The sequence below is a fragment of the Paraglaciecola sp. G1-13 genome (genome assembly GCF_055809255.1).
Genome location: NZ_CM147903.1, coordinates 3,532,333 through 3,559,081, shown reverse-complemented (window position 1 = coordinate 3,559,081; position 26,749 = coordinate 3,532,333). Strand labels below are relative to the sequence as shown.

Genomic DNA, 26,749 nt, shown 5'->3' with positions numbered 1-26,749 from the left:
GTAATGGTTCAGTGCTTAGATGTTATTGATAATGATTCCTGTTTTCAAGTGTAATTCGTTGGCTATTTTTTAGCTTAGAGGAAAGTTTAGCTTTCAGTTGCTGTAAAACGGTCACATCTCAAAGACCGGTGAAGCATAGTGTGGCGTTGTTTTTGAAGTTTTTTTTAGCATTAAGTTAGGTAATTCAGTGGTTTGACCCGTCACAATATCGTCATATTTTTGCACTCAAATTGTAACGAGAAACGGTCACATTGTTGCGGTCTTTATAATCCTAAGAGAATACACACACATGAAAACAACCGCTAAAACACACTTAGCACTTTGCGTTGCTATGGCCATAGGTAGCCAATCTTTTATTAGCTCAGCAATTGCTCAAGAAACACCAGACGATGCTGCGATTGAAGAAATCACGGTTGTGGGTAAAAGTGTTTCTTACGCAAACAACCAAACGTCTGATGAGATGGCAAAGCAGCAAAGCTCGTTGACCAGTGCCCTTGCGGTGATTGATAACCTACCGGGCGTGCTGATCAACGAAGGGGATACCTTTGGCTCAGATGATTGGTCTACCACTGTGTCTATTCGCGGTTTTCAATTAAGCCTAGATGAGCAGCAAATCGGTATCACCATTGATGGTATTGCTAACGGTAACTCAAACTATGGCGGCGGTGCTAAGGCTAACCGTTACATCGACACCGAAAACTTGGGCCGAGTTGAGGTATCTCAAGGGACCGGTGATATTGCATCGCGTTCTAACGAGGCCTTAGGCGGTACGCTTAACTTCACCACCATTGACCCTGGCATGGAAGAGTCCATGGTGGTGAGTATTTCTGGTGGTAGTTTTGATGCGCAGAAGTACTTCGTGCGCTACGAAACAGGCGAAATAGCACCTGATACCTACGCATGGTTCAGTGCGTCTAGCAGCGAAAACACTGATTGGGTAACCCAAACCGCTGAGAATAAGCGTGACCATTTAGCGGCTAAGTTTATGACGGTAGTGAGCGACGTTGATATCAAAGGGAATTTCTCGTGGGATGATGTGCACGAAGATAACTACCAGCGCGTCAGTCTAGCCCAGTTTGAACAAAACCCTGAGTCAGATGGTTTGTCGGGTGAGTGGGTGGGCATTCCTTATGTGGATCAGGTTTTTCGTCAGGCTTGGTCAAGCTTACGTGAAAACATGTTTGCCTATTTAAGTGCTGATTATAAAGCGGATAACGTTGAGATATCGGGCAATGTTTATTATCACGACAACGAAGGCCGTGGTGATTGGGCTCCTCAGTACATTGTTGATGTAAAAGAGGACGGTGATGGCGTGGCGCATTCAGAGCTTTCATCGGGTAATACCGTTTACGGTGGTAGTGCGATCCGCGAGCTTTTGTTTGTTAACGCCAGCGGATTAGCCGTTAGCCCCATTGCCGGATGTGAAAGCACGATCACCGCGCCGTATGGCGGTGCAGGCCCAGAATATGACCCAGGTTGTTATGCACAAGGTGCAATCCCCGTTGGTTCATACCGCCACACTCATTACGAGAAAGAGCGTTTCGGTTTTGACGCAGATTTTGCGTGGTACACACAAATAAATAATATGGATAACACCTTGCGTGGTGGCATTTGGTACGAAGATTACAACCGTAAAGAATCACGTGATTGGCACAAAATCCTGGATTCTCGCTCAAGCTTTGAATTCGACCACACGCCTTATTGGGTGCAGTACGAACGTGAGTTCCCAGTAGAAACCTTAATGGTTTACGCAGAAGATGAGCTAGACATGGGTTGGGCCAGTATTCGCTTAGGCATGAAGCGCTTCTTCGTTGATTTAGAGCGCCAAGATAACTTTGACGCTGCTAACAAAGCAGAGCTCAATTCTGACTCAGACACACTATTCTCTGGTGGTATTGTGGCGCAAACGCCAATTGATGGCTTAGAAGTCTTCGCCGGTTACGCTGAGAATTTTGCCGCGATTAAAGACACAGTGCTTGAGCGCGACGCTTCAACGTTGACCCAAGTTGAACCTGAAACCGCTGAAAATGTGGATGTGGGTTTACGTTACGTATCACAAAATATCAATGCGAGCTTAACCTACTACAGCATCAAGTTTGATAACCGCTTAACCTTTATCGCCCCTGATTCGCCAGATGGTATTGATTACCTAATCGGTACTAACGGTAGCTACGTTAACGTGGGCGGCATCGAGTCTTCAGGTTTTGAAGCGTCATTATCATTCAATGTGACCGATGAATTGTCAGTGTATAGCTCATATACCTTCAACGATTCAGAGTACACAGATGGTTCAATCGACTTCCCTGAAGGTAGCACCGTATTTGGTTCACCTGAGAATATGGCAGTTGTGTCACTTGATTGGACACGGGGAAACTACTTCATAGGTTCGTCAACCAAATGGGTAGATGACCGTTTCATTGATGCTGCTAATACCCAAGTGGCAGAGGCGTATTTAGTCACTGATTTTTATGCCGGAGTCAGCCTTGATGCACCTATTCAAGGTATTGATTCAATCGATTTACGCTTCACCGTAAATAATATGTTTGACGAAAGTTACTTGGGGGGTATTGCAGATCAATCAGCTTGGATTGGCGCACCGCGCACCGCTGCATTTAACGCACAAGCACGTTTCTAAGTGTACAGCTAGGTTGTACTCGTGCAATCAATAGAAATGGCGAGCTTCGGCTCGCCTTTTTCGTATATTAAGACGAGTCGCGAAACGAGTGTCGAAACAAATATCGAAACGAGCAAGCAGTAACAAATAACGAGCAAACAGAGTCTCAGCATCGCTTTAAGGAACGTTTATGTCATTCAATCAACCTGTTAAATCCATCATGAAAATAGTCATTTTATGTCAGGCCTTGTTTATCTTAACGCTCAGCGCACCTGTTCGGGCTGCGGATAATCTCCTTATCATCAGTATCGACGGTTTACGCTGGCAAGAGGTCTTTCGCGGCTATGACGCTAATCTGTTAGCTCAGCCTGAATTTGAAAAGCACAGAAAATCTATCCGCCACGATCTAGGTGCAAAAACAGCAAGCGAGAGGCGTGACAAATTAATGCCGTTTTTGTGGAATGTTATGGAAAAGCAAGGAGTAGTGATAGGTAATAGAGATAAGCAATCGGCTATGGAGGTCAGCAACACGTGGTGGTTTTCGTATCCTGGTTACAACGAAATACTGACCGGCAAAGCGGACGAGCGCATTGATTCAAACAACCCCTTAGCAAACCCAAATATGACTATTTTAGAGTGGCTTAATCAGCAAGAAAGCCATCAAAACAATGTGGCTGCATTTGGCAGTTGGGATGTGTTTCCTGCCATCATCAATCAAGAGCGCAGCAAACTGCCGATAAATGCCGGCTTTATGCCAGCCGACTGGAGCGGGCTAAGCGCCAAAGCGAAATGGTTGAATGAGCTACAAAAAGACATTCCCAGCCCATGGCATAACGTGCGCCTTGATGCATTCACCGTGGGTTTTGCCCAAGAGTATATTCAAGCCAAACAACCAAGCGTGATTTATGTGGCACTCGGTGAGACAGATGACTTCGCCCACGACGGAGATTACCCAGCATACTTGCGCTCTGCACATCAAAGCGATGTGTTTATTGAACGCTTATGGGGTATGTTGCAAACCATACCTAAATACCAAGGTAACACTAATTTACTGGTAACCGTTGATCACGGTCGTGGGGATAGCATCGAAACGTGGCAACACCACGCAAGTCCAAAAGCAACTCAGGGGTATTTGAGCGGTCTAGCCAAGCATAAAGAAGGCATAGCAGGTTCGAACCAAGTGTGGATGGCTGCTTTAGGGCCTGATATCCAGCCAACGGGAGAGGTGATCAACAGTGAAACCTACGGGCTAAATCAAATCGCTGCGACGGCGTTAATATTGTTAGACCAAAACCCTGATGAATATGCCAAAATCAATGGCGAGCCAATAGGTGAAGCCTTGCCTATTTTGAAACCCAAACAAGCTCACAATGAAACTATTAAAAATTGATTATAAATATATGAAAAGCCGAATTCAGATGATACCTCTCATGTCACTTATTGCGACGCTTGCCCTAGTTAGCCTAAGTGCGTTAGCTGAGCAAAAAACGTCACCACAAATGAACCCCAGTCGCCAGAGCTTTAAAGTGGTCGTTGGCTCGTGCTTGCATCAAGACAAAGTCCAGCCAATTTGGCAGCCTATGCTACAAGAGCATGCCGACCTATTTATGCTCCTCGGTGACAATATTTACGGTGATACTGAAGACATGGCTGAACTAGAAGCAAAGTATAAAAAACAATGGTCAACGCCTGGCATGCAAAAAATGCTGGCGAGCACGCCAACCATTGGTATATGGGATGATCATGATTTTGGTGAAAATGATGCAGGCAAAGCATATCCACAAAAAGAGGCTTCTCGGCAGATTATGCTCGACTATTTTAATGAGCCAAAAGACAGTATTAGGCGCCGCCGAGATGACGGTATTTATACCAGTTACTTTTATGGTGACACTCCCCATCGCGTGCAAGTCATCATGCCAGATTTACGCTGGAATCGAGACGATTTAAAACACGTGACTCGCGTAGAATATATGCTGAAGAAGAAACCGAACAACCAGGGGCCTTATGTGCCGCATACTGATCCTAGCCACAAAATGCTGGGTGATAAGCAGTGGGCATGGTTAGAGGAGGAATTACAAAAAACAGCTGATGTGCGCATTTTAGCTTCAAGTTTGCAGCTTTTACCCGAATTTAGTGGCTGGGAGTCTTGGGCTAACTTTCCCCAAGAGCGCCAGCGCTTACTCAGCATGTTAGATTCTTTGGAGATTAACAATTTAGTGATTGTCAGTGGCGATACGCATTGGAGCGAACTGAGCCAAGTTAAGCGAAAAAGTGGCACATCGTTATGGGAGATGACCTCGTCAGGCTTAACAGAAGAGTGGAAACAAGTTAGCCCGAATAAACACCGTGTGGGTAGCAGTTTTTCAAAAGCAAACTACGGCGTATTGGACATCCAATTTGACGAAAAGGCAGTGCGCGTCACCATGAGTGTAAAAGACGATACTGGCGAAGTGAAAATGCAGCAGGTGCTGTCACTGCATTAACCAAAGTCCATACTCCATATTGTTGGCTCGACGGCTCATTGGGATAACTGAGCCAGTGGCAATTGCAGTGTTAATCGAGTTCGTCAGCCTAATATGTTGGCTAAATCACTAAGCTATAAACCAGTCATACATCATTCTGCCGGGGGTAAAGGTAAAGCCCCCGGCAATCAAAATTGCCCCCACATAAAGCAGGATCATACTGCGTTTATGCTTCGCAATATTCCCTTTTCGTACAGCGAAATAGGCACTCGGTACGGCGTATAGTACTAGCAGGCTAAACAGGTGTACGTATCCAAAGTGGCCAATCAGTACGGGGCCCACCACAGCGGCCATAAAAAGCGTGATAATGGCAGTAACGAGCATCAAGCTCATATATATTTTACCCAGCAGACGATGGGTTGGTGTGCCCTTGCGATTGGCCAATAAATAGGTGCCAATCAAAAAGGCCGGTACTACAGTGGCGAGGTGAAAGTAGGCAAGTTGTACATACGTCATGTTGTTCCTGTTCCTTGGACAATGGGGGTGCTTTCTAGGGGACTTAAATTCGAAGCAGAATCATAATGACATCTACTTAAAAACAAAAGCCTAAATACAAAAAAGCCCACTGTTTTGTGATTGAAAACAATGGGCTAGTGCACAAAAAGCTGACGTTAAACTGCGTCGAACGCCTGCTTTAGGTCAGCTTGTATATCATCAATGTGCTCAATACCTATGCACAAGCGCAGCATTTCTGGGCTCACGCCAGCGCTTTTTAGCTCATCTTCATTTAGCTGGCGATGGGTGGTTGAGGCTGGGTGACAAGCCAGTGTTTTCGTGTCGCCGATGTTTACCAAACGCTTAATCAATTTAAGGGCATCGTAAAACTTAACGCCTGCTTCAAAACCGCCTTTAATACCAAACGTCATTAACGATGAAGGACGACCGTTAAAATACTTTTTGGCCATCGGATAATACTTATCGCCCTCAAGGCCTGCATAACTCACCCATTCTACTTTCGGATGGGCTTTTAAGTACTCGGCTACGGCTATGGCGTTGTCGCAGTGACGCTCCATCCGCAGGGGCAGTGTTTCCATGCCTTGCATTAACATAAAAGCGTTCATCGGGGAGAGAGCAGCGCCTGTATTGCGAAGGGGCACAGTACGTGCTCGCGCTACAAACGCCGCGGCACCAAACTCCCGGGTATATACTACGCCGTGATAAGCAGGCTCAGGCTCGTTAAGCATAGGGAAGCGCTCTTTGTGCTCAGCCCATGGAAATTTACCTGAATCAACAATGATACCGCCCAACGAATTGCCGTGGCCGCCCATGTATTTCGTCAACGAATGCAACACAATATCTGCACCGTATTCAATCGGGTTTAAAAGTGCCGGTGTGGCCACAGTGTTATCCACCATCAAGGGAACGCCGTGCTCATGTGCCATATTGGCAATAGGTTCGATATCGACGATATTGCCCGCTGGGTTACCTATGGTTTCGCAAAATACCGCTTTGGTTTTGTCGTCCATTAATTTCGCTAAATCTTCGGCTTTATCAGATTCTGCGAAACGTACTTCGATGCCTTGCTTGGGCAGTAAATGGGCAAATAACGTGTAGGTTCCACCATAAAGCTGCGGGGTGGCCACTATGTTATCGCCCGCTTCAGCGATGGTTAAAATAGCGTAGTTAATAGCAGCACTGCCTGCTGAAACGACCAGCGCTGCAACGCCACCTTCGAGCGCAGCAACACGTTTTTCAAGCACGTCCCACGTGGGGTTCATAATGCGCGTGTAGATATTGCCAGGCACGGCCAAATCGAATAAGTCTGCGCCGTGTTGGGCATCATCAAACTCATAGGCAACGGTTTGATAAATGGGTACCGCACAGGCTTTTGTTGTGGGATCGGTTTCGTACCCTTCGTGGATACAGATAGTTTCCTTTTTCATGCTCAATCTCCTCTTCTAAAGTCGCTTGCTAAATTACGTTATCAATTCATTCACATTACCAAATGTTTCTCCAAAAATGACACCTTTATCAGAATTTTCTGCGCTAAATTAGAACCGCGATAGTGATTGTTGTTCCTAACGTCATCGAATGATGTAAAACTGGGTTATTGTTAGGGATAAGAAGTACCCCACGCGTCTATCCCTGAAGTCCTAACTCAAGAGCAACGCTGAATAACAAGCGTCAACACGAGGTGAAATTTGAAGTTTATTATTAGTTTAATCCTGTTTCTTAGTGTGAGCTGCACTCAAGCGCAGGCTTATACGCATGAGTTTACCGAGGCTGAGCTGCAAGAGATGGTGAGTTCTATCATGCCGATGACCAGAACTAAGTTTTTCGTCACTATGACCTTATCAGAGCCGCGCCTGAACTTGCTAGATGAGACCAATGAAATTGGCCTTGGGGCGAATATTAAAGCCAGTGCCTTGGGCACATATAGTGGCTCAGGCAGCTCATATATTACCGGTAGCCTAGCGTATAATCAGGAGCAAGGCGCACTGTATTTTACCAACGCCAAATTGGTGGAGCTAAACCTGAACAAAGTGTCAGACAAGCAGCAAAACGACATCAGAAAATTACTGCAATCTGTGGTCGGTACCATATTAGCGTCGCGACCTATTTACGTGTTGGATGATGGCGACTTGAAGCAAAAATTAGCCAAAGCGACGTTAGAATCACTCGAGGTGAAAGACAAAAAGCTGATCATCACCTTAAGTGCTTTTTAATGCACGGTGAGTGCTTTTTACCGGACGGTGAGGCCTCTTACTGCAAAGCGGCAGCGCTGTCATCATTCGAACACATGCATAGTCAATTTACCTATGCGTGTAGCTTTGGCTGTAAAGCGTACATCGAATGTTAAAATCTACTGGAGAATCACGAATGTCATTCGCATTTTTACCTTTTTATAGCTTATCTAAGCAAAGCTTGTGCTCCGTTAGTGTGCTCGCTTTTGCTTTGGGGTTGTGTGCTCCTGTTTCTGCACAAACTCCCCCAAGCGAGCGCACAGGTCTACAACCAGAATCGACTAAGTCCCAGTGGGGAATAGGGGGCGGCGCCTTTAGCCAACAGTTAGGCATAAAAGACATCGACAGAAACACCAATGTTATCCCATTTATCAGCTATGAAAATCGCTATATCCGTTGGTTTGGACCGAACCTAGACGTTAAGCTACCTAGCCTGCAAATAAATGATGCGCAACGCATCGCTTTTGCCTTATCAGCTGGCTATGACTTTAGCGGATATGATGATGACGATATTGAAGATACGCCAATTCTGCAGGGCATGGACGAACGTGATGGTGGCTTTGTGATTGGCGCCAGAGCCCAGTGGCAAACCCCTGTTGTTAATGTTAGCGCTAAATGGACGAGTGACGTTTCAGGCGACCGAGATGGTAGTACCTTTAGCTTGGGGCTCGATAAAAGATGGATGCTCGGCCAGCAAGTCATGTTATCACCGAGAATTGTTGCCACCTGGCTAGATGAACGCTACGTGGATTACCAATACGGCGTGCGTGCCAATGAAGCGACCTCAGAGCGACAAGCGTATAGTGGCGATTCAACGATAAACATTGAACTAGGCCTACGCACAGCATACTTGTTTAGCAGACAGAGTTCGATTTTCATTGATGCCAGTATTATCAGTCTTGGTGATGAAATTAAAGACAGCCCGTTAGTGGACAGCTCCACTGAAAACAGGCTGATGTTCGCTTATTTATATAAGTTCTGAGCAATCAGGCTTGAGCATTTGAATACCGCGAACGCTTAGCTTATTTGATTGTGTAATCGTTCATGATGCAGTAAAGGCCAGCGTTATTTTGAGCGTACCACTTTAGCTTGCTAAGTATTGCTCGGTATTGCCTTTAGGCTTTACTGAGCGAGTTGTCAGCCTTAAAAAGTAACTGGGCGTGTGTTTTCGCCAGTGAGGCAAAGCCGGGCATCCGAGAAGCTAGCATCTGGGGATTAATAGCCTTTGGCTAAGTGTTGAGATGAAATTTCGACGATGTTTCTCGCCTAGTTTTTAGAAAGCATCTATTTGTTACCCGTCGCAATACACTCATAATTATCACGAAAGTATGTGACTTATCACTATTGGTTAACATTGGCCGTCACGCCCTTTTGTTTGAAAAATAACCTGTCTAAACTGACTTGGTTCATTACTAAACAGGCGACTAACTTCAATGAAAGCACTACTCATAATCCCTATTTCCGCGTTAGTACTGTCTGGTTGTGCTTCAGCAGTTAAGCGCCATGAATTGGCTGCAGAGCATTTAAATAAAGCAGTAGATTGCGAGGAAGCGCACGGGCATATCGCCTCACTTGAATCCCATAAAACAACCGCTAGTGAAAAACTAGTTAATGGGGTGGCGTCTGTGCTGCCAACCTCCATTTTATTAAACGTGATTCTGGGGGAGTTCACTAGCCGAGCGGCCATTGCGACCGGTGCGTTTGATTCAAAAGTTGACACTAAAATTAGTGACATAGAGCGTGACTGTATGCTCAGTGATAAAGGAACAAAAGTGATGTTGGTAAAACAATAATAGGGATTAGCTTGAAAATAATAGGTGCTCAGAGCTATTCATGCTCTTGAGCCGATACTTATGAGTTTAAGTCACTCAAGTGTTATGTCTTATCCACAATTGTCTTTATATCGGTTTTATATACTGGTTTTGTTGTTTGGTTTTACAGTAGGATAAAGCGAACAATAAAAATAAAAGGCAGACAGCATGAAAAAATCACTTAGTTGGGCAAATTCTTTAGATTGGTTTTTGGCGCTGTTGGCTTTATTGGCGGGCTTAGCGGTACTGCAAACATTCGTGATTGGTAAGCATTACATCATCCCTAGCGTATTATTGGTGGTCACTGTACTTCTAGGTAACTTGGCTTGGTATGGGTTAACGCAAACAAATTGGGCAAAAAGGGTGAATTTTTGGTGTGGCTTTTTGCTTACTTCACATGGCTTATTCGCTTTGTTTTGGTCTAAGAAATATCGTGAAGTATTGGGCGATCAGTTTGAGTTAGTGTGCGGCGCAGTCACTTTAGTATTTCTCCTATTGACTTGGATGTATGCCAAGCGCAACAGCTTGTTTATTAAGGACTAAGCAGCGTTTATTTTACTTTGCGTTGGGGTTAATCATTTCAGCTTTTGCTACCAAAAATGTGTTAGCTTCTTCTGATAAGGCTCTGGCGGAAAGATAGTTTTTGCCACCTTTGTGGTGCAGCAACCAACCGTTGTCGGTGGCTTCAATGTTGGTGATATCAGCCCACAGGAGCGTGCTTTTAATATGTATTGATTCGCTACTGACACCTTCTTCGTTTACCGTTAATGTAAGTTGTGTATTGGCTGCCTTACTGATTAATTGCCTGCCCAACCACCAGGCTTTTTTATAGCGCACGCTGAAAGCTTCAAGCCCTCCTAAGGCAACAATAAACCAAGCGACAAATGGATCTACCGGCGTTAGCATAAGCAGCATTAGCCCTGCTAGGCCTAATAAAACCGCGATGGTGTACGCTTTTTTCGGGGAGACTGACGGAGCTGATGCATCGTAAGTTTCTATGAAATGGCTTTTATCTAATACGTAGCTTGTTGAGTAACTAAAGGGCGCAGTCATTGGCTTTTATAAATCAATCTAAAAAAGTAGTGTATCGGGATGTGGCTTACCTTGATACTTGTTTTCATTGGCTTTCACACTGGAAGGCGAACGAATATACGTATGTGCTCTATACACGATCCAATATGCAACGCTTGAGTCTATTTACCGATGGCAGTGTGAATACCCAAACTCGGGTGGGTTATGGTGCGTATCTTCTTTCCTCGCTTGAGCATTCACCTCTAAAAGAATTACAAAAGCAGATAAAGGTTCAGCGTTTCGAGCAGACCAGTTCGACTCAGCTAGAGTTACAAACCTTACTATGGGCGCTCGGTGAAATCACTGAACTTGGTTGCACCAAAGACATAGAGTTAACTGTGTATACGGATTCGCAGAACATCATAGGTTTACCTAAACGTCGCACGCGCCTTGAAAAGAACGATTATTATTCGAGTAAAAATAAACGTTTATCTCACTACCTACTTTACCAAGCGCTTTATCGGTTCACGGACAACATTAAATGTGATTTTGTAAAAGTGGCTGGGCATCAGCCTTCTCGGGATAAAGACGAAATCGCTCAGCGCTTTACTCTAGTCGATAAGGCCGCTAGGCGTTCACTGCGAGATGCGCTTCGTTAGTGGTGGATTAGTCATCCTCCGGTACGTCTACGACATCTTTGATTTCGGCCAATTTCTGTTTAAGTTGGTCAATACTCTTTTCTATCGCTTGACGTTGGTCTTTCTCGGCATGGGTGAGTTGCTCTTCTAAGCTTTTTATTTTTGCTAATGTCTCAATTTTATCATTGGCTTGTTGCTGAGCTTGCTCGGCTTTATCAAATGCGATGTCTTCTGCGGTAGACTCTGTTTGTACTTGGTTAAATGCGGGTGAGTGGGCGATTTTTCGCTCCACATCTGGGCCCGCATGTTGGCTAACAAAATTTGGCGACATAATTTCAATGTCATTGTCGTGAAGGCAATCAAGTACATGGCGATGTAAGTTTGAGCGAGCCGTCAGTAGGTTTTTCACTTCTACTAACAGGCCGCTAACACGATAACTGACCGAAAAATCACCCAATTGAGTGACATGCACAAATGGGTCTTCTAGTCCGGCTTGTTTTGCGGCTTGCAATAGTAGCTCATCAATTTTGCTGTGATGCAGGTCGTAGCCCAATGACAACTCAACACTTATAATGGTGCCAGAGCGGCGGATCACGCTAACGGGTTTATTGATCAGCAAGCTGTTTGGAATCGATACCAACTCTCGGTTTTGCGTTTGAATTTCGCAATCAAATAACCCCAGCTCAGTCACTCGGCCAAAATTACTGTCAAAACTAATAAAATCCCCAGTGCGAAAGGGTTGAGTGAAGCGCAATAACGCCCCCGCCATTAAATTGCTGAACAAGGTGGTAGAGGAGAAGGCGAGTAAACCAGAAAGCAATAAGCCGATTAAGCTTAAAATCTGTAGTTCTAAACTTTCGGATATAGGAAGCATAATCACCACGGTGACAAGGCCAATCAACATCAGCATTAACATACCAAGCTGACGGGCGAAAATATTTTCGTCCCCTGTGTGTTTGAGTTTATTGAACAGGAAGACTTGAGCCAGCCAGGTCAGCAAACCAAAGAAAACTAAGGTCAATACAACTGGTAGCCAATCGCTGATGAAGGTGTCACTTAAAGGCATGGCGGGTCCGAAATAATCTGAGTTATCGAAAGTTCATATCTTGTTATACCTTGATTTTACGACTGATTTCCAGTGGATTCACTTTTACAGTCCTATCAAGTTATCACCAAAGTACGCCGGCGCCCCTAATCACTTCAATAATGCCGTGGCTTTTCTTGGGTTAAATCGAAAAATAGTCAATTGACATTCGACAAAACATATATATGATTTGTCGAATATTAAAAAGCGGAGCGTTTTTATGTCTACCCCTATTTTGTCACCCTTGTCGTTTTACAAATGTTTGTCAGATGACACGCGCCTTAAAGCACTGATGTTGATCTATCTTGAAAAAGAATTGTGCGTGTGCGACCTCATTACGGCGCTAGAGTTGAGCCAACCTAAGGTGTCACGCCATCTCGCTGATTTGCGTAAATGTCATATTCTGCTTGATGAGCGTCGAGGAAAATGGGTGTACTACTCGGTTAACCCTAAATTGCCAGAATGGGCGATGAAAGTCCTTGAACTGACCGCGCACAACACAGAAGCCTTTTTGAATGACAACATCACCAATTTGAACATGGCCAAGCAAAGCGAGTGTTGTTAGCTGCGAATAACGAGATTAGTTCATAAAAAGAATCGAATCTTATTCATAACAAAAAGTTGCGGTGCTTTAAGAAATAGCTCTGCTGACAACGGCATTTTGTTTGAATGATGTGTTTACCCTAAAAGCAAAGCGAGGATCACCTTGAAAGTCTTTTTTATATGTACCCACAACCGTTGCCGTAGCATTTTATCAGAAGCGATCACTAACCATGCTAGCCAAGGCAAGATTGAGGCGCAAAGCGCTGGCAGCCAACCGGTAGGTGAGGTACACCCATTATCTATTAAATACTTACAAGAAGCGGGTATCAGCACCGAAGGATTGATCAGTCAATCATGGGACGAGTTTGAAGATTTTGCTCCTGATGTGGTGATCACCGTTTGTGACAACGCAGCGGGCGAGACGTGCCCGCTTTGGTTTGGCAAAAGTGTCAAAGTACACTGGGGCTTAGCTGATCCGTCTAAATTATCCGGTAGCGAAGATGAAATAGCGCAGGCATTTCGCGTCACCATTGATGAAATTACTCAGCGCGTAAATGCCATGCTCAATGTCGATGTTGATACCCAAGACCAAGAAGCGTTACGCGAAGCATTTCAAGCGTTGGGAGCTCAGTAATGACTGATATCAAAATAGTAAACTCAGGTACCTTACCTGAAAACGTGCAAGCCGAGGCATTCAGTGCTCCAAATTTTGCGCAATTTAACACTGAGTCGTCTGCCCACAAGCCACGTATTTTGTTGTTGTATGGCTCATTGCGCGAGCGCTCGTTCAGCAGACTCGTAGTAGAAGAAAGCGCCAGAATTTTACAAGCCATGGGGGCTGAAACACGTATATTTAATCCCACCGGCTTGCCATTGCCAGATGGTGATGATGCGACCAATCCTAAGGTGGTTGAGCTGCGCGACTTAATGATGTGGTCAGAAGGGCAAGTGTGGTGCTCACCTGAGCGTCACGGCTCAATGACTGGCATTCTAAAAAGCCAAATTGATTGGGTGCCACTATCGGTAGGAGCCGTTCGCCCAACACAAGGTAAAACCTTGGCCGTTATGCAGGTCAGCGGTGGGTCTCAATCGTTTAATGCAGTGAATCAAATGCGCGTGCTAGGCCGCTGGATGCGCATGTTGACTATCCCGAACCAGTCTTCTGTGGCAAAAGCTTTTATGGAGTTTGACGATGACAACCGCATGAAGCCGTCATCCTATTACAATCGGATTGTAGACGTATTAGAAGAGCTGATGAAGTTCACCTTGTTGACGCGGGATAATAAAGATCATTTGGTTGATCGTTATTCAGAGCGAGTCGAAAATGCAGAGCAATTAAGTCAGCGCGTTAACCAACGTTCTATTTAAGGGAGGCAAAAAAATGGGTTTATTCGAACGTTATTTATCTGTTTGGGTTGCACTAAGCATTGCCGCCGGGGTTGTGCTGGGAAGCGTATTTCCTGATCTCTTCGCCGTGGTGGCAGGGCTTGAATACGCCCACGTCAATCTGGTCGTGGCGGTGCTGATCTGGTTGATGATTTACCCTATGATGATCCAAATCGACTTCTCGTCGATCAAAGACGTGGGGCGCAAACCCAAAGGGATCGTACTGACATTAGTGATCAACTGGCTCATTAAGCCATTTACTATGGCGGCCCTAGGCTGGTTGTTTTTCAAAGGTGTTTTTGCGGATTGGGTTGACCCGCAAACCGCAAATGAATATATCGCAGGCATGATTTTACTTGGCGTAGCACCATGTACGGCTATGGTGTTTGTGTGGAGCCAACTGACGAAAGGAGATGCTAACTACACCTTGGTTCAGGTGTCGGTAAACGACATTATCATGATTTTTGCGTTTGCTCCCATCAGCGCATTACTGCTGGGTATGAGTGATATTCAAGTTCCTTGGGAAACCTTGATTATCTCAGTGGTCTTATACGTGTTACTGCCATTGGTGGCCGGTGCGATGACCCGCTCTTGGCTGAATAAAAGCCACGATGATACCGCTGATATTACACAAGGCGCAGTACAAGACGGTGACGTGCGCATAGCGAAATTTGTTGGCGCGTTAAAGCCTTGGTCAATTATTGGGTTGTTAGCGACTGTGGTGCTGCTGTTTGGTTTTCAAGCGCAAACCATATTAGACAAACCACAAATGATTGTGCTGATTGCGATTCCGTTATTGCTGCAAACCTACGGTATTTTTGCCATTACTTACTATGCAGCCAAGCAAATGCGCTTGCCTCACAATGTGGCAGCGCCAGCGAGTATGATTGGCTCATCTAACTTCTTTGAATTGGCCGTTGCGGTAGCAATATCTTTATTCGGCCTGCATTCCGGGGCTGCGCTGGCGACCGTGGTGGGGGTGTTGGTAGAAGTTCCTGTGATGCTATCGTTGGTGTATTTTGCGAATCGCACCCGTGAGTGGTTTGCTTGATAGCGTGTTTTGTAAGTGAAATAAACGGTTACGTACAAAAAAGCCAGCTGATATCAGCTGGCTTTTTTTTTCTGCCGCCCAGTTAAAGAGCTACCGTTGAAGAGCCATGCAATGAAGTGTGCTCATTAGATTGGGCTACAAACGTTTAGTCGTTGCTATGCAAGCTGGCGTTTAGTCCGCCCCACTTAGCGGGATCAGCGACAATGGCTTCCACTGCACCATTTTGGCTGTTGCGGCGGAACAATAAGCCGTTCATACCGGATAACTCACGAGCAGCCACTACTTTGCCATCTGGTGTGGTGACCTTCGTGCCAGCTGTGACATACAAGCCCGCTTCGACGATGCAGTCGTCACCTAATGAAATACCGATACCAGCGTTCGCCCCAACCATGCTGTTTTTACCAATTGCATTGATGGTTTTGCCGCCGCCAGACAACGTGCCCATCGTCGATGCGCCGCCGCCGATATCAGAGCCATCGCCGACTACTACGCCTTGTGAAATACGCCCTTCAACCATAGAGCTGCCCAAGGTACCTGCATTGAAGTTAACGAATCCTTCATGCATGACCGTTGAACCAGAAGCTAAATGTGCACCTAAACGAACGCGATCAGCATCACCAATACGCACACCTTCAGGAATAACGTAGTCGGTCATACGTGGGAATTTATCAATTGAGCTGACAGTTAAATGATGATGTTCACTGGCAATCGCGGCACGTAACTCATCAACTTTAGTGGGTAATACAGGGCCTGCAGACGTCCAAGCGACATTAGTCAGTAAACCAAAAATGCCTGTTAAGTTGATGTTATTAGGTGTTACTGCGCCTTCTGACAATAAATGTAAACGCAGGTAAGCGTCTTCGATGTTTTGTGGTGCGCCGTCGATTTCAAGTTCAACTTCAACGAAATCGCTGTTGATCACGCCAACCTTTTGCGCAAGACAGCTACGTGCAATTTGGGTGTTCGCGCGGGGAAACCACACATCTAACGTTTTACCACTGGCGGCATCAATGTAGCGATGACCAATACGTTTTACAGTCATTTATCTTTCCTAGTGTCGATAGTTTAAAAATTGAGGGCGAATTATGGCGTGAAACGACGTAATTGACAGCCCCCTTTTGCTTATAAATTATAATTTACAGAGGATTCTTGCCCTGTTTAGACCCGTCATCGTTTATAAACTGAGTGATAGTGTGTTTTTGATTTTTTCTGTCGCAGCAATTTTTTTCTGCACGGCAAAATCGACTAGTTGTAACTCAACGCCTCGGTTGGCCGAGTTGGCTGCATTGGGTGGGAAGAAACACAAGGTGAGTATTTCGTTGTAGCTGTCTGTTTGCCAAAGATAACAACGGTTAAAACCAGTTTGTAACAGTGCGCGACCAGCGTCGTCAGCCACAAATTTGGCACTGCGTGATACCCGTAAGTCTTCAAAGAATGCGATGACGTCGTTTTTTACATCTTCTCTTGGGGCAAGGGTCTTAATAAAGTTGCTAAGCGGCACCTCATCTTGCGTCAGGTTGGTTTGCGTGCGCGCATCGGCAAGGCTAATGGGCTCACCATACTTAGTAACCGCTGAGGCCAACACGTCTTTGAGTACGTCTTTGATGCCCACATAAGCACTTTCAACGGTATACACGCTATTGATTTGAGTAATAAAGCCATTGAATTTATTAAAATGTAGCGCTAGGCGCTGTTCTAAACGGGAGTTTTGATAGGGCTGATAAAAACTCAAACGTACTTTGTCACTGCGGCTGCTGCCGGCGATGTGATGTAATTTAGCGCCTTGGTCATAAAGCGATATTGCACTGGCAAGGGCGTTGTCACCAACATGCATCTGTTTTATGTCAACTGTGCTGCGGCTATCCGCTCCGGATAGACGGTGCGACGCGTCGAAGCGCTTAAGGCCTGTGGTTTGTTCCAATACATGAGGGGAGGAGACTTGTGCCAAACTAAAACAAGTAAATGACACACTACTAATAAACATTAAACGACGTAACCAGGGTAATTTCATTGGGTTCCTAATGGCGTAAACAACTGAGCCGAGTATGCAGCATAGCACTTAGTGCACGCGGGCAACACTCAAAGGGCTCTTGGGCGTAAATGACGCTAAAATGAAAAATGACAACCTTTACACTGATATACGATTGTGCGCGAAAAGCGCTCGTTAAATCAGTTTGTTAGATACAGGTATAACGTTTTTAAGGGGAGAAGATTTAAGCACTTGAATTTGCAACATTAGCAGATTAATCTATCCGTCGTAAGGTGTGTTTTATGTTGTTTTCAGGCTTAAATTACGTTGAAAAAATACGGTAAACAAACGCGATAAAACACAGTGTTGAGCGTCGTCGAACATCCGTTCGCAATCCATATCAAATTTCTTGTCTAAGGTGTTTCATTGAGTAAATGTATGTCAAATTTTTGCTGCTATTCCAAGCAAGCCTTAACTGCTGTATAACGGCGCCATGAAAATACCTAAAAGAATACAACCTCTGGTTGATGACGGCCTCGTTGATGAGGTGCTTTATCAGCTAATGAGCGGTAAAGAAGCCACCGTTTATGCTGTGCGCTGTGGTAACGAAATCCGCTGCGCCAAAGTGTATAAAGAAGCGATGAAGCGCAGTTTTAAAAAAGCGGCGCAATATCAAGAAGGGCGTAAAGTGCGCAACACCCGCCGTGCCCGTGCCATGGAAAAGGGCTCGAAATTCGGTCGTAAGCAGCAAGAAGACGCTTGGCAGAACACTGAGGTAGATGCCTTATTTACGTTGGCTAAAGCCGGGGTTCGTGTGCCTGAGCCTTACGGCTGTTATGACGGTGTATTGCTAATGGAGTTGATCACCGATGACGAAGGCGATGTGGCGCCTCGTTTAAATGATGTGACTATGCCTGCTGAACAAGCCATAGAAGATCACGCCATTGTGATGGTGTATGTGATGCGCATGTTATTAGCCGGTTTGGTGCATGGTGACTTGTCAGAATTTAATGTTTTGGTCGATGCTTACGGCCCCGTGATCATCGATTTGCCCCAAGTGGTTGATGCGGCAGCCAATAACAATGCGTTTAGCATGTTACAGCGCGACGTGCGCAATATGACTGAGTACTACGCACAATATGCCCCAGAGCTTAAAAACAGCCATTACGCCGAAGAAATGTGGGCTTTGTTTGAAGCAGGTGAGCTTGAAGCAGATACCCAGTTAACTGGGCATTTCGATTTCCCAGATGATGAAGCGGATGTCGATACTGTTTTAGAAGAAATCAAAGCCGCGTTTGAAGAAGAACAAGAGCGTAAAGCACGCATCGCAGGCCCTAGTGACGAAGATTAGGGATCCTTACCCATTTCCCGTCAGATAACTGACAACAGCTTTTAACCTCATTAATATAAATAGCACAGCTTACTATCTTCAGCAGCGGCGCTTAAGGAAAGGCGCCTATTGCAGATGCAGCAGGGCATTTTTTTGATCTATTCTAAAATCAAACTCTCGTAAAAAATTCATTCCTAATAAGCCATCGCTGTGACCTAGCTCATCGAGTGGCAATACCATCACGTTGATGTTTTTTACTTTCGCCTTTGCAATTTCCAGGCTAGCGAATTGGTACATAGGGGAGCGTACGGTGCCATTGGCAGTTTGCACGTTAAATTGGCCAACAAATTTAGTGGCGACTGATTTAAATAGTGTTTTGAATTTTTGTCTTGAAATGGTGGTAGTGGATGCGCCCGTATCAATTAAAAAGTGGACTTGATTGCCGCTTAAGCGGCTTTCAACTACGTACTGATCGCCATATTTTCGTAATCCTATTGACGTAACACCTGCGGGGACATTTTTACGTGGATTGTCGTTAGCTGCTTTGGTGGCTCTATCGCTTTGTGCGTTCACCTCGTCATCGTATTGTTGAATAATTCCGCGTATCTGCATGGCTTGAGGGTCTTCATAGCGAATAGAGGCTAAGGTGTTTTCCATTAACCCCGCTTGCTGCTGGTGTGCGTATGCTGTGGCTAACGCTAATACTAATTCACGGCTGGTGGGACTTACTTGTAATAAGGGCTCAACAAATTGCGCCAATATATCCCATGAGTAGGCTTGTTTTAACTGGTTGATAGTTTCATTGGTTAAGCGTGAAATGGTGTTTTGCACCTGAGTTTGCTGTGCATGACTCAAGGGTAAACTGAGCATGCCGTGGTAATGAATGATGGCATCACTGAGCAAATGTGTATGTGCAATATATTCGGCTTCTAGCAACAAAAACTCAACATCTTGCGGGTATTGGCGTAGATATAGCGGGAAAAAGGCATCTAATTTGGCGTACTCCTGCGCCGCAAGCCAGCGCCGAGTCTGGGCCAAATAGGCTACACGCCTATCTGGTTTGAAGCGTGTCGTGTTTGGTACTCCGCGTTGCATTTCAGCGCTTGCTGGTGTGGTTGGTTTCTTTGTTACTCTTGAGTCGGTTTCAATGCTTGGTTCATGGATGTTGGGTGTTTGAGAAAAGTGAGGTTGAGTGTCTTGATTTAGCTGCTCAATTAGCTGTTCATTTAGCTGCTGGGTGTCTTTACTTTGCTGATGCGCTAGCGCATCAGATCGGCGTGATTCAATTTGACTCTGTTCTGACTGGGGCACGGGTACTTGTTCGTGGCCGTTTAGGTACTGATAAACGTTAGCAAAAATTGAAGCCAATAAAGCCAAGAGCAGTGCGCTATTGAGTTTAGTCATGACATTGATGCCTTCACTCTGTTTGAGACGCCAGCATGGCATTAAAGTAGGTATCACAGAATACCTTGGGCATGCGCTTTGGCTTACCGGAACTTAATGCTATGCACACAAATTCGGTGCGTGCATTGAGCATGGTTAAACCGTCACTTAGGCGAATAAACTGGAACTGCCTAGCGAGTTTTAATTTGTTATCACAGGCGACAATCCATGTGGCACAAGCTAGCGTATCGCCCAATACGGCCGCTGCCAGATAATCAATCTCATGGCGGCTAATGGCCATACCTCTGTCTAGCTCTTGGTATTGTTCGATACTCAGACCTAGTGCATTTGAATGGGCCCAGGCGGTGCGCTCTAATTGACTGACATAGGCCACATTATTGACATGGTTGTAATGGTCAATTTGTTCAGGGCTTATCTGCCATTGGCACACAAAAGGCTTTGGGTAATGCCACGGAAGGAGATCTAGGGAGTCTGACATGATCGATTAGCTCTTAAGTAAAATTTCAATACTGGGAATACAAGGTAATGGGTTAGTACCTTGTTGGGAAAGCTGCTGTTTAGTAAGCACTTCCTTGGGAAACACCTCCTTAGTACACTTCTCCTTAGTACACTCCTCCTTAGTAAACAACAACGCAACAAGATGTGCTTCTTTGCTGATAATTTCGCGCATAAAGGTCTGACTGTTAGGGATCTTTTTAAATGCTTTGTAACCGTCTTGTAAAAATAAATGCAATGTTTGCAAGCCTTTCATACGAGCAGGGTGCTTTGACAGGGCCAACATCATAGCAACGCCTTTAATCGCTACCGCGTCACTTAAGTTGTTACCAAGCTCCTTAAGCAAACTTATTTGCTCTTGGCGTAAATGCCCATTGTGCCCACTGACAAAAGCCGCCGCATACGTTTGCTGATTAATTATGATGCGCTTATTGGCGTCAGTTTGATTAGGTGTGACGAATTGGCGGTTAGCGGCTGTTACATGCTTTTTGAGTTCGAGCGCCAAGACGTAGTCCAACTCATAAGATAATGCGTGTAAACGCAAAGCGCTTTCCAATGAGAGCAACGCTTTGCTGGGCATGTATTTGTGCATTTTTGGTACCACGCGTTTTATATCCGCATCTCGCTGGCTGAAATCCTTTGGGCCATATATTTGTTCAACAAAAAAAGCCAGTGCAGGCGCCGTATCAGGATTGTTGATGTGCGCTTGATGGGTGCTTTGCATACGCAGAGTTTGCCATGCCTGTACCCCTTGGATGAGGGGTAACAGTTTCGCGTCTAACGCCATTTCTTGCAGCGTTTGCACGGCGTGTAAATGACGCGAAACCTGAGCCACTAAATCAGGCATTAGATAACACAATCAATGAGTCAATCTTGACGCGCGTCTTTTTAACAAGCGCTGAATTACGAGAAGACATTATTTTTTCAATGTGATTTTACCGAAGACGTCAGCGGTGATAAAACCCAAGTTTTTGCTACCGTTTTGCTCAGCAAAATCATGAGACCCCATAAAATGCTCACGTACTTCGCTGCCATCGTTATCACAGTAAGCCAACATAAAGCCCATCACATCGCCGCTCTTCAGGGGAATTGCCGCTTTAGGGTTGGCATCAGTGTAGTTGTTGGGATAACGCTTGATGGCCACTTCCCACAATATTGTGTTGGGCGCATCTAATTGGCGCTTCCAGGTGCTGTTTACATGCTCGTTATACAAATGCGCCTTTTCATCGTCGCCAATATCTGCTGCTTGGTTATCAAGGCCGATGTGGTAGGCCAATGCGCTGTGATTAAAGCGGTGATTACCGCCTGATGCGTCACCATCAATAAATATTTCTAGTGCGTCATCATCCCAGTATTGTACCAAGGGATCAGCATGGGTGTCGATCAGCAGGTCGTCGGTAATCTCGGCTTGTAGGTACAAGTAGTTTTCATCCCATAGCAGACGGTAGCGGCCGGAAAAATCTGCTTTTTCTGGTAACGTGCCGTCCATTAAATAAGGCATATCGTGCCATTGTGCTTGTTGCCAAACATTGTCTGAATGCCCATCAATAATAGGCGCTTGTGGGGTGTACTTTACGTCGAATGCATGGGCAGAAAGCGATAGTCCGCCAAATGTTGAGGCCATCAGCAGTGATTTTACTAGGCGTGAAAACATGGTAAGTCCTTGTTCGTGATATGAAAAAACAGAAAATAGAAAACAATAAACATATGCTTAGGTTAGCTTGACGTAAAGTACGAGTTAACACAATAGGGCGTTTCGCCGCTTGAGTTTATGGTCATGGGTTAGGTAGAATGCGCCCCCTATGAATACCGCTAACGCCTGCATACATTCCAACGATGTCAATGAACCGAGTTGTCGTCATATCAGCGCAGAAATACATCGATACCAAGATGTCATTGCGCTATTTGATGCTGCCTTCAATCAAAGCGAAAATACCCGCTTGATCAAAGGCGCTGGCGAGCCTGAATATATCCCTGCCAATGAGCAGTGCAATTACCATCAAGTGATTTTTGCCCATGGGTATTTCGCCAGTGCGCTGCACGAAATTGCCCACTGGTGTATTGCCGGAAAAAAGCGTCGTATGTTAAACGATTATGGTTACTGGTATTGCCCGGATGGGCGAACAGAAGCCGAGCAGAAAAAATTCGAGCAGGTAGAAATTAAACCTCAAGCTATCGAATGGGCGTTTTCAGTGGCAGCTAATAAAGCGTTTCGTGTCAGTACTGATAACTTAAATGGTGCTGAGCCCGATACCAAAGCGTTCACCTTAAATGTGCAGCAACAAGTATTAGAATATTTACGAGATGGATTCCCCCCGCGAGCGTCCTTATTTATTGATGCGCTTGCAGCATTCTATGCTACCGAGGCATTAACGCCAGCTAAGTTTAGTTTGCCCAAAGAGTGGCGTGTCACTGTGACTGAGGCTGCGGTGTAATGACAATGACGCATTTTAAGCTTGGTTTAGTGATCAATCCCTTTGCAGGCATTGGCGGCAGCGTCGCATTAAAAGGTAGCGACGGGGCACAAACTCGAGACAAAGCACTCGCCCTAGGTGCGACCAAATTGGCAAATAGCCGAACTCGATTAGCATTACAAGAACTGCTGGGGGTTAGAGATTATGTGCATATCTATACCGCCGGGGGTGAAATGGGCGAAGCGCTCGTGGCCGATATGGGGTTCGAACACACGGTGGTGTATCAACAAGCAGCCGTTCAAAGCGAACCGGAAGATACCGAGCGCTGCGTGCACGTCTTACAGCAACAAGGCGTGGATTTGCTCCTGTTTGCAGGAGGCGATGGTACAGCGCGCAATGTGTGCCATATTGTCGGTGAGTCAATACCCGTGCTGGGTGTGCCTGCAGGCTGCAAAATTCACTCAGGGGTATACGCTGTCACGCCGCAGGCGGCAGGTCGTGTGGTAGCTATGATGGTCAACGGCGAAATTGTCACCTTGCAAGACGCTGATGTCATGGACATAGACGAAACACTCTTTCGCCAAGGCAGAGTCAATGCCCGTCAGTATGGTGAAATGCGTGTGCCCAGTGAACTTCACTATATCCAAGCGGTGAAAATGGGCGGCAAGGAATCTGACGAGTTAGTGTTGGCTGATATCGCCGCGCATGTGATTGAATTCATGGACGAGCACCCAGAGCGTCTATTTGTGATGGGCTCAGGTTCAACTGTTGATTTCATTATGCAGGAGTTAGGTTTAGAGAACACCTTACTTGGCGTAGATATTGTGCAAAATCAGCAGGTTGTTGCCCATGATGTGACTGCCAGTACTTTGCTCGAATACGTTTCACATGTACCCGTCACCTTAGTTATCACCTTAATTGGTGGCCAAGGACATATCTTCGGCCGAGGTAATCAGCAGCTTAGCCCTGAGGTGCTCAAAAAAATTGGTCGTGACAACCTGTTGCTCGTGGCGACCAAAAGCAAATTACAAGGCCTAAAGGGTAAGCCTTTAATCGCAGACACTGGGGATATCACGCTTGATGCTCAGTTGGCGGGCGTGATCAGCGTGACTACAGGTTACAAAGATCAGGTGTTATACCCCATCGCTAAATTTTAATGACTAGCTAACGACAGGACTTGAACAGATTATATGAGTGGATCAGTAAACAGTGATGCAGCAAAACAAAGATTCGATGAATTTGTCGATTCAACGCAAATCTACCTTGATGGTGTGGTCGTTGATGGCAGCGACCAAGAGTTGTTTATTGCCAGCTACTTGACGGGACACTTCTCCCTAGTAACGAGTAATGCATTAGCATTAGATGACTATTCGCTAAACGCGATTGATACCTATATGCAAACCAGTTTAGAAAAAGCCTACGCCAACAATGAAGTCGAAGGCCAAGACCAAGTTCAAGTCTCGGCGTTATGGGAAAGCCTATTTGCAAAAGCGAGTCGCTGAATAATCACTAAGGGCGCTCGCTTAAACTTCTCGGCGGATCAGCTGGCGAATTAAAAAACGATTCGGGTTTAGGGTGTTTAGTAAATCATTTGCCATTGGCAGTGGCTGTCCGCTGATTTGGCTGGCGAGTACTTCAGCCATTAACGGCGCCGTAGTTAACCCACGAGAGCCTAGCCCTGTTAGCATAAACACATTATTAATATCGCTGCCTTTTGGGTAATAGCTTAAGGGCAGGGCTTTGTACAAATCGCTTAATTCTTTCTTTTGCTTCTCAATATCTGCTAATGCCCCCACCAAAGGTAAGTGATCCGGTGAACTGCAACGCACTGCTGCTCGGCCTTGTGCGTTCCCCACCACTTCTTGCGCCCATTGGCAGTCTGACAGTGATTGATAATGGGTGGCTAAATTTTTGTCTTGCTCGCTTAGGCGGTAATCAGTGCTTAAATCATTTTTCACATAGGTTGAGCCTAGCGCATGCTGGCCGTTATATTCCGGGGTTAAATAGCCTTTATGACATAGCACGGTATTTAATTTACTAAGCGCCGTTTGAGCCGGCACCGCTTCAACTTGGCCTCGCACCATGCGCAGAGGAAAATCCGCGAGCGCTGCTATGTCATGACTTTGTGCACCGGTGGCATAAATCACAATGTCAGCCTGGGCTAAGCTAGTATTTTTATTCTTTCCAGAAGTGGCCTCTGACGCTTCAAAATGTAATTGCCAGCGTGTGTTCTCTTGCGCGGTAATTGAGACATTTTTTTGCTCTATGCCGTTGAGTGCATGATGGCTATATAACCTCACCTGACTCAATTTCGCTGCAGCATCGAATAGGGCATCGACCAGTTGTGCTGGATCTATCCAACCGCCGAGTGGCATAAACAAACCACTGTATGGCATCTCGCAGTTGGCTAATTGTGCGGCTTCGCTAGGCTTAACATACCTTACTAGCTCACCGGGCCATAATTGGCTTTCGGTCAGTTTTGCATAACGCTCTGCTAGCGCAGGCTTAAAACCCAATTGCAACACACCGCACCATTGGTGCGCGAAGTGAAAACCTTGAGACTGAAGCTGTCGATATTGGTTGGCGGCATACACAAAACTGTGAGCATTAATCTGACTGGCATGGCTCGCATCCACATTGAGTTGTGGATAAAACCCGGCTTGAGGATTTCCCGATGCGCCTTGTGCAGGGGCCGCATCGTTAAAATAAATATCACAGTCATAGCCTTTTTTCGCCATGGCGTAGGCCATGCTAGCCCCTGCAATACCGGCTCCGATAATCGCGACTTTGGACTTACTCGCTAAAGCCGTTTGCGCGTAATTTTCTGCACAGCGAGTATTTACAGACGTAGGATTCACATAAGCGCCGCGTTGATAATAACGGGCTTGCTGACGATTGACTTTCGTTTCAGGCTCTCTGGCGATAATGCCTGCAAGCATTTCTCGCTTGCGGCCGTGTCCTTTGCGTTTCTCTACTTTAAAGCCTGCATCACGTAAGCCACGCTTAACAAAACCAGCAGCGGTAAAGGTAGCGAAGGTGCAGTCGTCACTGGCTAAGCGGGCCATTTGTTCAAACAGCTGGGGGGACCACATTTGTGGGTTTTTGCTGGGGGCAAACCCATCTAAATACCAGGCGTCCACTAAACCGTTTTCATTGGTGTGCCATTGGGGTAATGAGTCATGTATATCACCTAGCCATAGATCGACAATGACGCGGTTGTTTAGAAAAGACATACGATGGCAACCATCGAGTGGCATAGGATATTGAGCAATTAATGCCTTAGCGTCATCTTCAAATTGAACAAAAGCATTAAGCGCTTGGACTAAGTCTGTATGGGTGAGGGGGAATTTTTCCGTACTGATATAGTGCAAGGTAAATGTACTGGCAGGGTGTTGAGCCAAATGCTGTTTAAATGCAGCCAGTGTCACTAATAAGTTAAGCCCAGTACCGAAGCCTGTTTCAGCAATAACAAAGTTAGGCTTTGACCATTGCTGCCAACGCTGAGGCAACAGATTATTGCGTAAAAAAACATATTCGGTTTCTGCGGCGCCGTCAAAAGATGAAAAATACACGTCATCAAAATTCGTGGCGATTGGCGTGCCATCAGCGTTAAACTGAATATCTGCTGTTTTAATGGTCAATCGTTTGGGTCTCCACGTATGCTTGGGCTAGTCTTCAAAAGCACGATAGTTTAAGGTAACTGCTTGGACAATCCAAACGGTCTATACAAACCAAACAGTGTTAAGTAAATAGGGATGCTATTTATAACCGGTAATGATTTGTAGTACGCAGG

27 protein-coding genes are annotated in these 26,749 nt (G+C 45.6%); 16 read left to right on the top strand and 11 right to left on the bottom strand.

Annotated elements, in window-relative coordinates:
• Nucleotides 1-289 precede the first annotated feature (289 nt).
• From AC0L6N_RS15215 to AC0L6N_RS15205, 3 genes are all read left to right on the top strand, one after another.
• On the top strand, nucleotides 290-2,635 hold the full coding sequence (locus AC0L6N_RS15215; protein WP_473475639.1) for a TonB-dependent receptor: 2,346 nt from the start codon (nucleotides 290-292) through the stop codon (nucleotides 2,633-2,635).
• 169 nt (nucleotides 2,636-2,804) lie between these two features.
• Nucleotides 2,805-4,004, top strand: coding sequence for a phosphoglyceromutase (locus tag AC0L6N_RS15210; RefSeq protein WP_473475637.1), 1,200 nt, complete (start codon nucleotides 2,805-2,807; stop codon nucleotides 4,002-4,004).
• Nucleotides 4,005-4,014: 10 nt separating this feature from the next.
• Nucleotides 4,015-5,097 carry an alkaline phosphatase D family protein gene (locus tag AC0L6N_RS15205; protein WP_473475635.1) on the top strand — a complete coding sequence of 361 codons (1,083 nt, stop codon included), beginning with the start codon at nucleotides 4,015-4,017 and terminating at the stop codon, nucleotides 5,095-5,097.
• A gap of 108 nt (nucleotides 5,098-5,205) precedes the next feature.
• Here the strand turns inward: AC0L6N_RS15205 and AC0L6N_RS15200 are convergent, their stop codons facing one another.
• Both AC0L6N_RS15200 and AC0L6N_RS15195 read right to left on the bottom strand, forming a co-directional pair.
• Entirely contained in the window at nucleotides 5,206-5,592 is a 387-nt protein-coding gene (locus tag AC0L6N_RS15200) for a DUF2306 domain-containing protein (protein WP_473475632.1), read from the bottom strand.
• A 155-nt stretch (nucleotides 5,593-5,747) separates the two neighbouring features.
• Nucleotides 5,748-7,019, bottom strand: coding sequence for an O-acetylhomoserine aminocarboxypropyltransferase/cysteine synthase family protein (locus tag AC0L6N_RS15195; protein ID WP_473475630.1), 1,272 nt, complete (start codon nucleotides 7,017-7,019; stop codon nucleotides 5,748-5,750).
• A 258-nt stretch (nucleotides 7,020-7,277) separates the two neighbouring features.
• On the opposite strand from AC0L6N_RS15195, the gene AC0L6N_RS15190 reads away from it, so the two are divergent.
• The 4 genes from AC0L6N_RS15190 (at nucleotide 7,278) to AC0L6N_RS15175 (ending at nucleotide 10,174) form a co-directional block, all read left to right on the top strand.
• Nucleotides 7,278-7,802, top strand: coding sequence for a DUF1439 domain-containing protein (locus AC0L6N_RS15190; protein WP_041714019.1), 525 nt, complete (start codon nucleotides 7,278-7,280; stop codon nucleotides 7,800-7,802).
• Between the two features lie 154 nt (nucleotides 7,803-7,956).
• The gene (locus AC0L6N_RS15185; RefSeq protein ID WP_473475627.1) at nucleotides 7,957-8,802 is read left to right on the top strand and encodes a MipA/OmpV family protein; all 846 of its coding nucleotides are present in this window, start codon (nucleotides 7,957-7,959) and stop codon (nucleotides 8,800-8,802) included.
• Nucleotides 8,803-9,253: 451 nt separating this feature from the next.
• Nucleotides 9,254-9,613, top strand: a complete 360-nt coding sequence (locus tag AC0L6N_RS15180) for a hypothetical protein (RefSeq protein WP_473475625.1) — start codon at nucleotides 9,254-9,256, stop codon at nucleotides 9,611-9,613.
• A gap of 186 nt (nucleotides 9,614-9,799) precedes the next feature.
• Complete coding sequence (locus tag AC0L6N_RS15175; RefSeq protein WP_473475622.1) at nucleotides 9,800-10,174, top strand: hypothetical protein; 375 nt, start codon at nucleotides 9,800-9,802, stop codon at nucleotides 10,172-10,174.
• Nucleotides 10,175-10,186: 12 nt separating this feature from the next.
• Here the strand turns inward: AC0L6N_RS15175 and AC0L6N_RS15170 are convergent, their stop codons facing one another.
• On the bottom strand, nucleotides 10,187-10,684 hold the full coding sequence (locus AC0L6N_RS15170; RefSeq protein ID WP_473475620.1) for a YcxB family protein: 498 nt from the start codon (nucleotides 10,682-10,684) through the stop codon (nucleotides 10,187-10,189).
• Between the two features lie 125 nt (nucleotides 10,685-10,809).
• Between AC0L6N_RS15170 and AC0L6N_RS15165 the strand changes: the two genes are divergently transcribed.
• Nucleotides 10,810-11,301 (top strand): RNase H family protein, encoded by a 492-nt coding sequence (locus AC0L6N_RS15165; protein WP_473475618.1) that lies wholly within the window; start codon nucleotides 10,810-10,812, stop codon nucleotides 11,299-11,301.
• A 7-nt stretch (nucleotides 11,302-11,308) separates the two neighbouring features.
• Here AC0L6N_RS15165 and AC0L6N_RS15160 read toward each other — a convergent pair whose 3' ends face one another.
• Nucleotides 11,309-12,346, bottom strand: coding sequence for a mechanosensitive ion channel family protein (locus AC0L6N_RS15160; RefSeq protein ID WP_473475615.1), 1,038 nt, complete (start codon nucleotides 12,344-12,346; stop codon nucleotides 11,309-11,311).
• Between the two features lie 238 nt (nucleotides 12,347-12,584).
• On the opposite strand from AC0L6N_RS15160, the gene AC0L6N_RS15155 reads away from it, so the two are divergent.
• The 4 genes from AC0L6N_RS15155 (at nucleotide 12,585) to arsB (ending at nucleotide 15,344) form a co-directional block, all read left to right on the top strand.
• Nucleotides 12,585-12,929 (top strand): metalloregulator ArsR/SmtB family transcription factor, encoded by a 345-nt coding sequence (locus AC0L6N_RS15155; protein WP_473475613.1) that lies wholly within the window; start codon nucleotides 12,585-12,587, stop codon nucleotides 12,927-12,929.
• 141 nt (nucleotides 12,930-13,070) lie between these two features.
• Nucleotides 13,071-13,541 (top strand): arsenate reductase ArsC, encoded by a 471-nt coding sequence (locus tag AC0L6N_RS15150; protein WP_473475610.1) that lies wholly within the window; start codon nucleotides 13,071-13,073, stop codon nucleotides 13,539-13,541.
• Nucleotides 13,541-14,275 (top strand): arsenical resistance protein ArsH, encoded by a 735-nt coding sequence (arsH, locus tag AC0L6N_RS15145; protein WP_473475607.1) that lies wholly within the window; start codon nucleotides 13,541-13,543, stop codon nucleotides 14,273-14,275. Before AC0L6N_RS15150 ends, arsH begins: the two co-directional genes overlap by 1 nt.
• A 13-nt stretch (nucleotides 14,276-14,288) precedes the next feature.
• The gene (arsB, locus tag AC0L6N_RS15140; RefSeq protein WP_473475605.1) at nucleotides 14,289-15,344 is read left to right on the top strand and encodes an ACR3 family arsenite efflux transporter; all 1,056 of its coding nucleotides are present in this window, start codon (nucleotides 14,289-14,291) and stop codon (nucleotides 15,342-15,344) included.
• A 145-nt stretch (nucleotides 15,345-15,489) separates the two neighbouring features.
• Here the strand turns inward: arsB and AC0L6N_RS15135 are convergent, their stop codons facing one another.
• Nucleotides 15,490-16,386, bottom strand: coding sequence for a DapH/DapD/GlmU-related protein (locus AC0L6N_RS15135; protein WP_473475603.1), 897 nt, complete (start codon nucleotides 16,384-16,386; stop codon nucleotides 15,490-15,492).
• A gap of 132 nt (nucleotides 16,387-16,518) precedes the next feature.
• Nucleotides 16,519-17,355 carry a hypothetical protein gene (locus tag AC0L6N_RS15130; protein ID WP_473475601.1) on the bottom strand — a complete coding sequence of 279 codons (837 nt, stop codon included), beginning with the start codon at nucleotides 17,353-17,355 and terminating at the stop codon, nucleotides 16,519-16,521.
• Nucleotides 17,356-17,806: 451 nt separating this feature from the next.
• Here AC0L6N_RS15130 and AC0L6N_RS15125 point away from each other — a divergent pair, with 451 nt between their 5' ends.
• Complete coding sequence (locus tag AC0L6N_RS15125) at nucleotides 17,807-18,664, top strand: PA4780 family RIO1-like protein kinase (RefSeq protein ID WP_011576127.1); 858 nt, start codon at nucleotides 17,807-17,809, stop codon at nucleotides 18,662-18,664.
• A 105-nt stretch (nucleotides 18,665-18,769) separates the two neighbouring features.
• Here the strand turns inward: AC0L6N_RS15125 and AC0L6N_RS15120 are convergent, their stop codons facing one another.
• The 4 genes from AC0L6N_RS15120 to AC0L6N_RS15105 all read right to left on the bottom strand — a co-directional run bounded on the left by AC0L6N_RS15120 (nucleotide 18,770) and on the right by AC0L6N_RS15105 (nucleotide 22,196).
• Nucleotides 18,770-20,047, bottom strand: coding sequence for a retropepsin-like aspartic protease family protein (locus AC0L6N_RS15120; protein ID WP_473475599.1), 1,278 nt, complete (start codon nucleotides 20,045-20,047; stop codon nucleotides 18,770-18,772).
• Between the two features lie 13 nt (nucleotides 20,048-20,060).
• On the bottom strand, nucleotides 20,061-20,525 hold the full coding sequence (locus AC0L6N_RS15115) for an acyl-CoA thioesterase (protein WP_473475597.1): 465 nt from the start codon (nucleotides 20,523-20,525) through the stop codon (nucleotides 20,061-20,063).
• 6 nt (nucleotides 20,526-20,531) lie between these two features.
• Nucleotides 20,532-21,389, bottom strand: a complete 858-nt coding sequence (locus AC0L6N_RS15110; protein ID WP_473475595.1) for a DUF8198 family protein — start codon at nucleotides 21,387-21,389, stop codon at nucleotides 20,532-20,534.
• 69 nt (nucleotides 21,390-21,458) lie between these two features.
• The gene (locus AC0L6N_RS15105) at nucleotides 21,459-22,196 is read right to left on the bottom strand and encodes a CBM9 family sugar-binding protein (protein WP_473475594.1); all 738 of its coding nucleotides are present in this window, start codon (nucleotides 22,194-22,196) and stop codon (nucleotides 21,459-21,461) included.
• Nucleotides 22,197-22,344: 148 nt separating this feature from the next.
• Here AC0L6N_RS15105 and AC0L6N_RS15100 point away from each other — a divergent pair, with 148 nt between their 5' ends.
• From AC0L6N_RS15100 to AC0L6N_RS15090, 3 genes are read left to right on the top strand one after another with little or no spacing between them, the layout of a single operon-like run.
• Nucleotides 22,345-22,977, top strand: a complete 633-nt coding sequence (locus tag AC0L6N_RS15100; protein WP_473475592.1) for an elongation factor P hydroxylase — start codon at nucleotides 22,345-22,347, stop codon at nucleotides 22,975-22,977.
• Nucleotides 22,977-24,113 carry an ATP-NAD kinase family protein gene (locus tag AC0L6N_RS15095; RefSeq protein WP_473475590.1) on the top strand — a complete coding sequence of 379 codons (1,137 nt, stop codon included), beginning with the start codon at nucleotides 22,977-22,979 and terminating at the stop codon, nucleotides 24,111-24,113. Before AC0L6N_RS15100 ends, AC0L6N_RS15095 begins: the two co-directional genes overlap by 1 nt.
• A gap of 33 nt (nucleotides 24,114-24,146) precedes the next feature.
• Nucleotides 24,147-24,458, top strand: a complete 312-nt coding sequence (locus AC0L6N_RS15090; protein ID WP_473475588.1) for a YfcL family protein — start codon at nucleotides 24,147-24,149, stop codon at nucleotides 24,456-24,458.
• A 21-nt stretch (nucleotides 24,459-24,479) separates the two neighbouring features.
• Here the strand turns inward: AC0L6N_RS15090 and mnmC are convergent, their stop codons facing one another.
• The gene (mnmC, locus tag AC0L6N_RS15085) at nucleotides 24,480-26,597 is read right to left on the bottom strand and encodes a bifunctional tRNA (5-methylaminomethyl-2-thiouridine)(34)-methyltransferase MnmC2/FAD-dependent 5-carboxymethylaminomethyl-2-thiouridine(34) oxidoreductase MnmC1 (RefSeq protein WP_473475586.1); all 2,118 of its coding nucleotides are present in this window, start codon (nucleotides 26,595-26,597) and stop codon (nucleotides 24,480-24,482) included.
• Nucleotides 26,598-26,749: the final 152 nt, after the last annotated feature.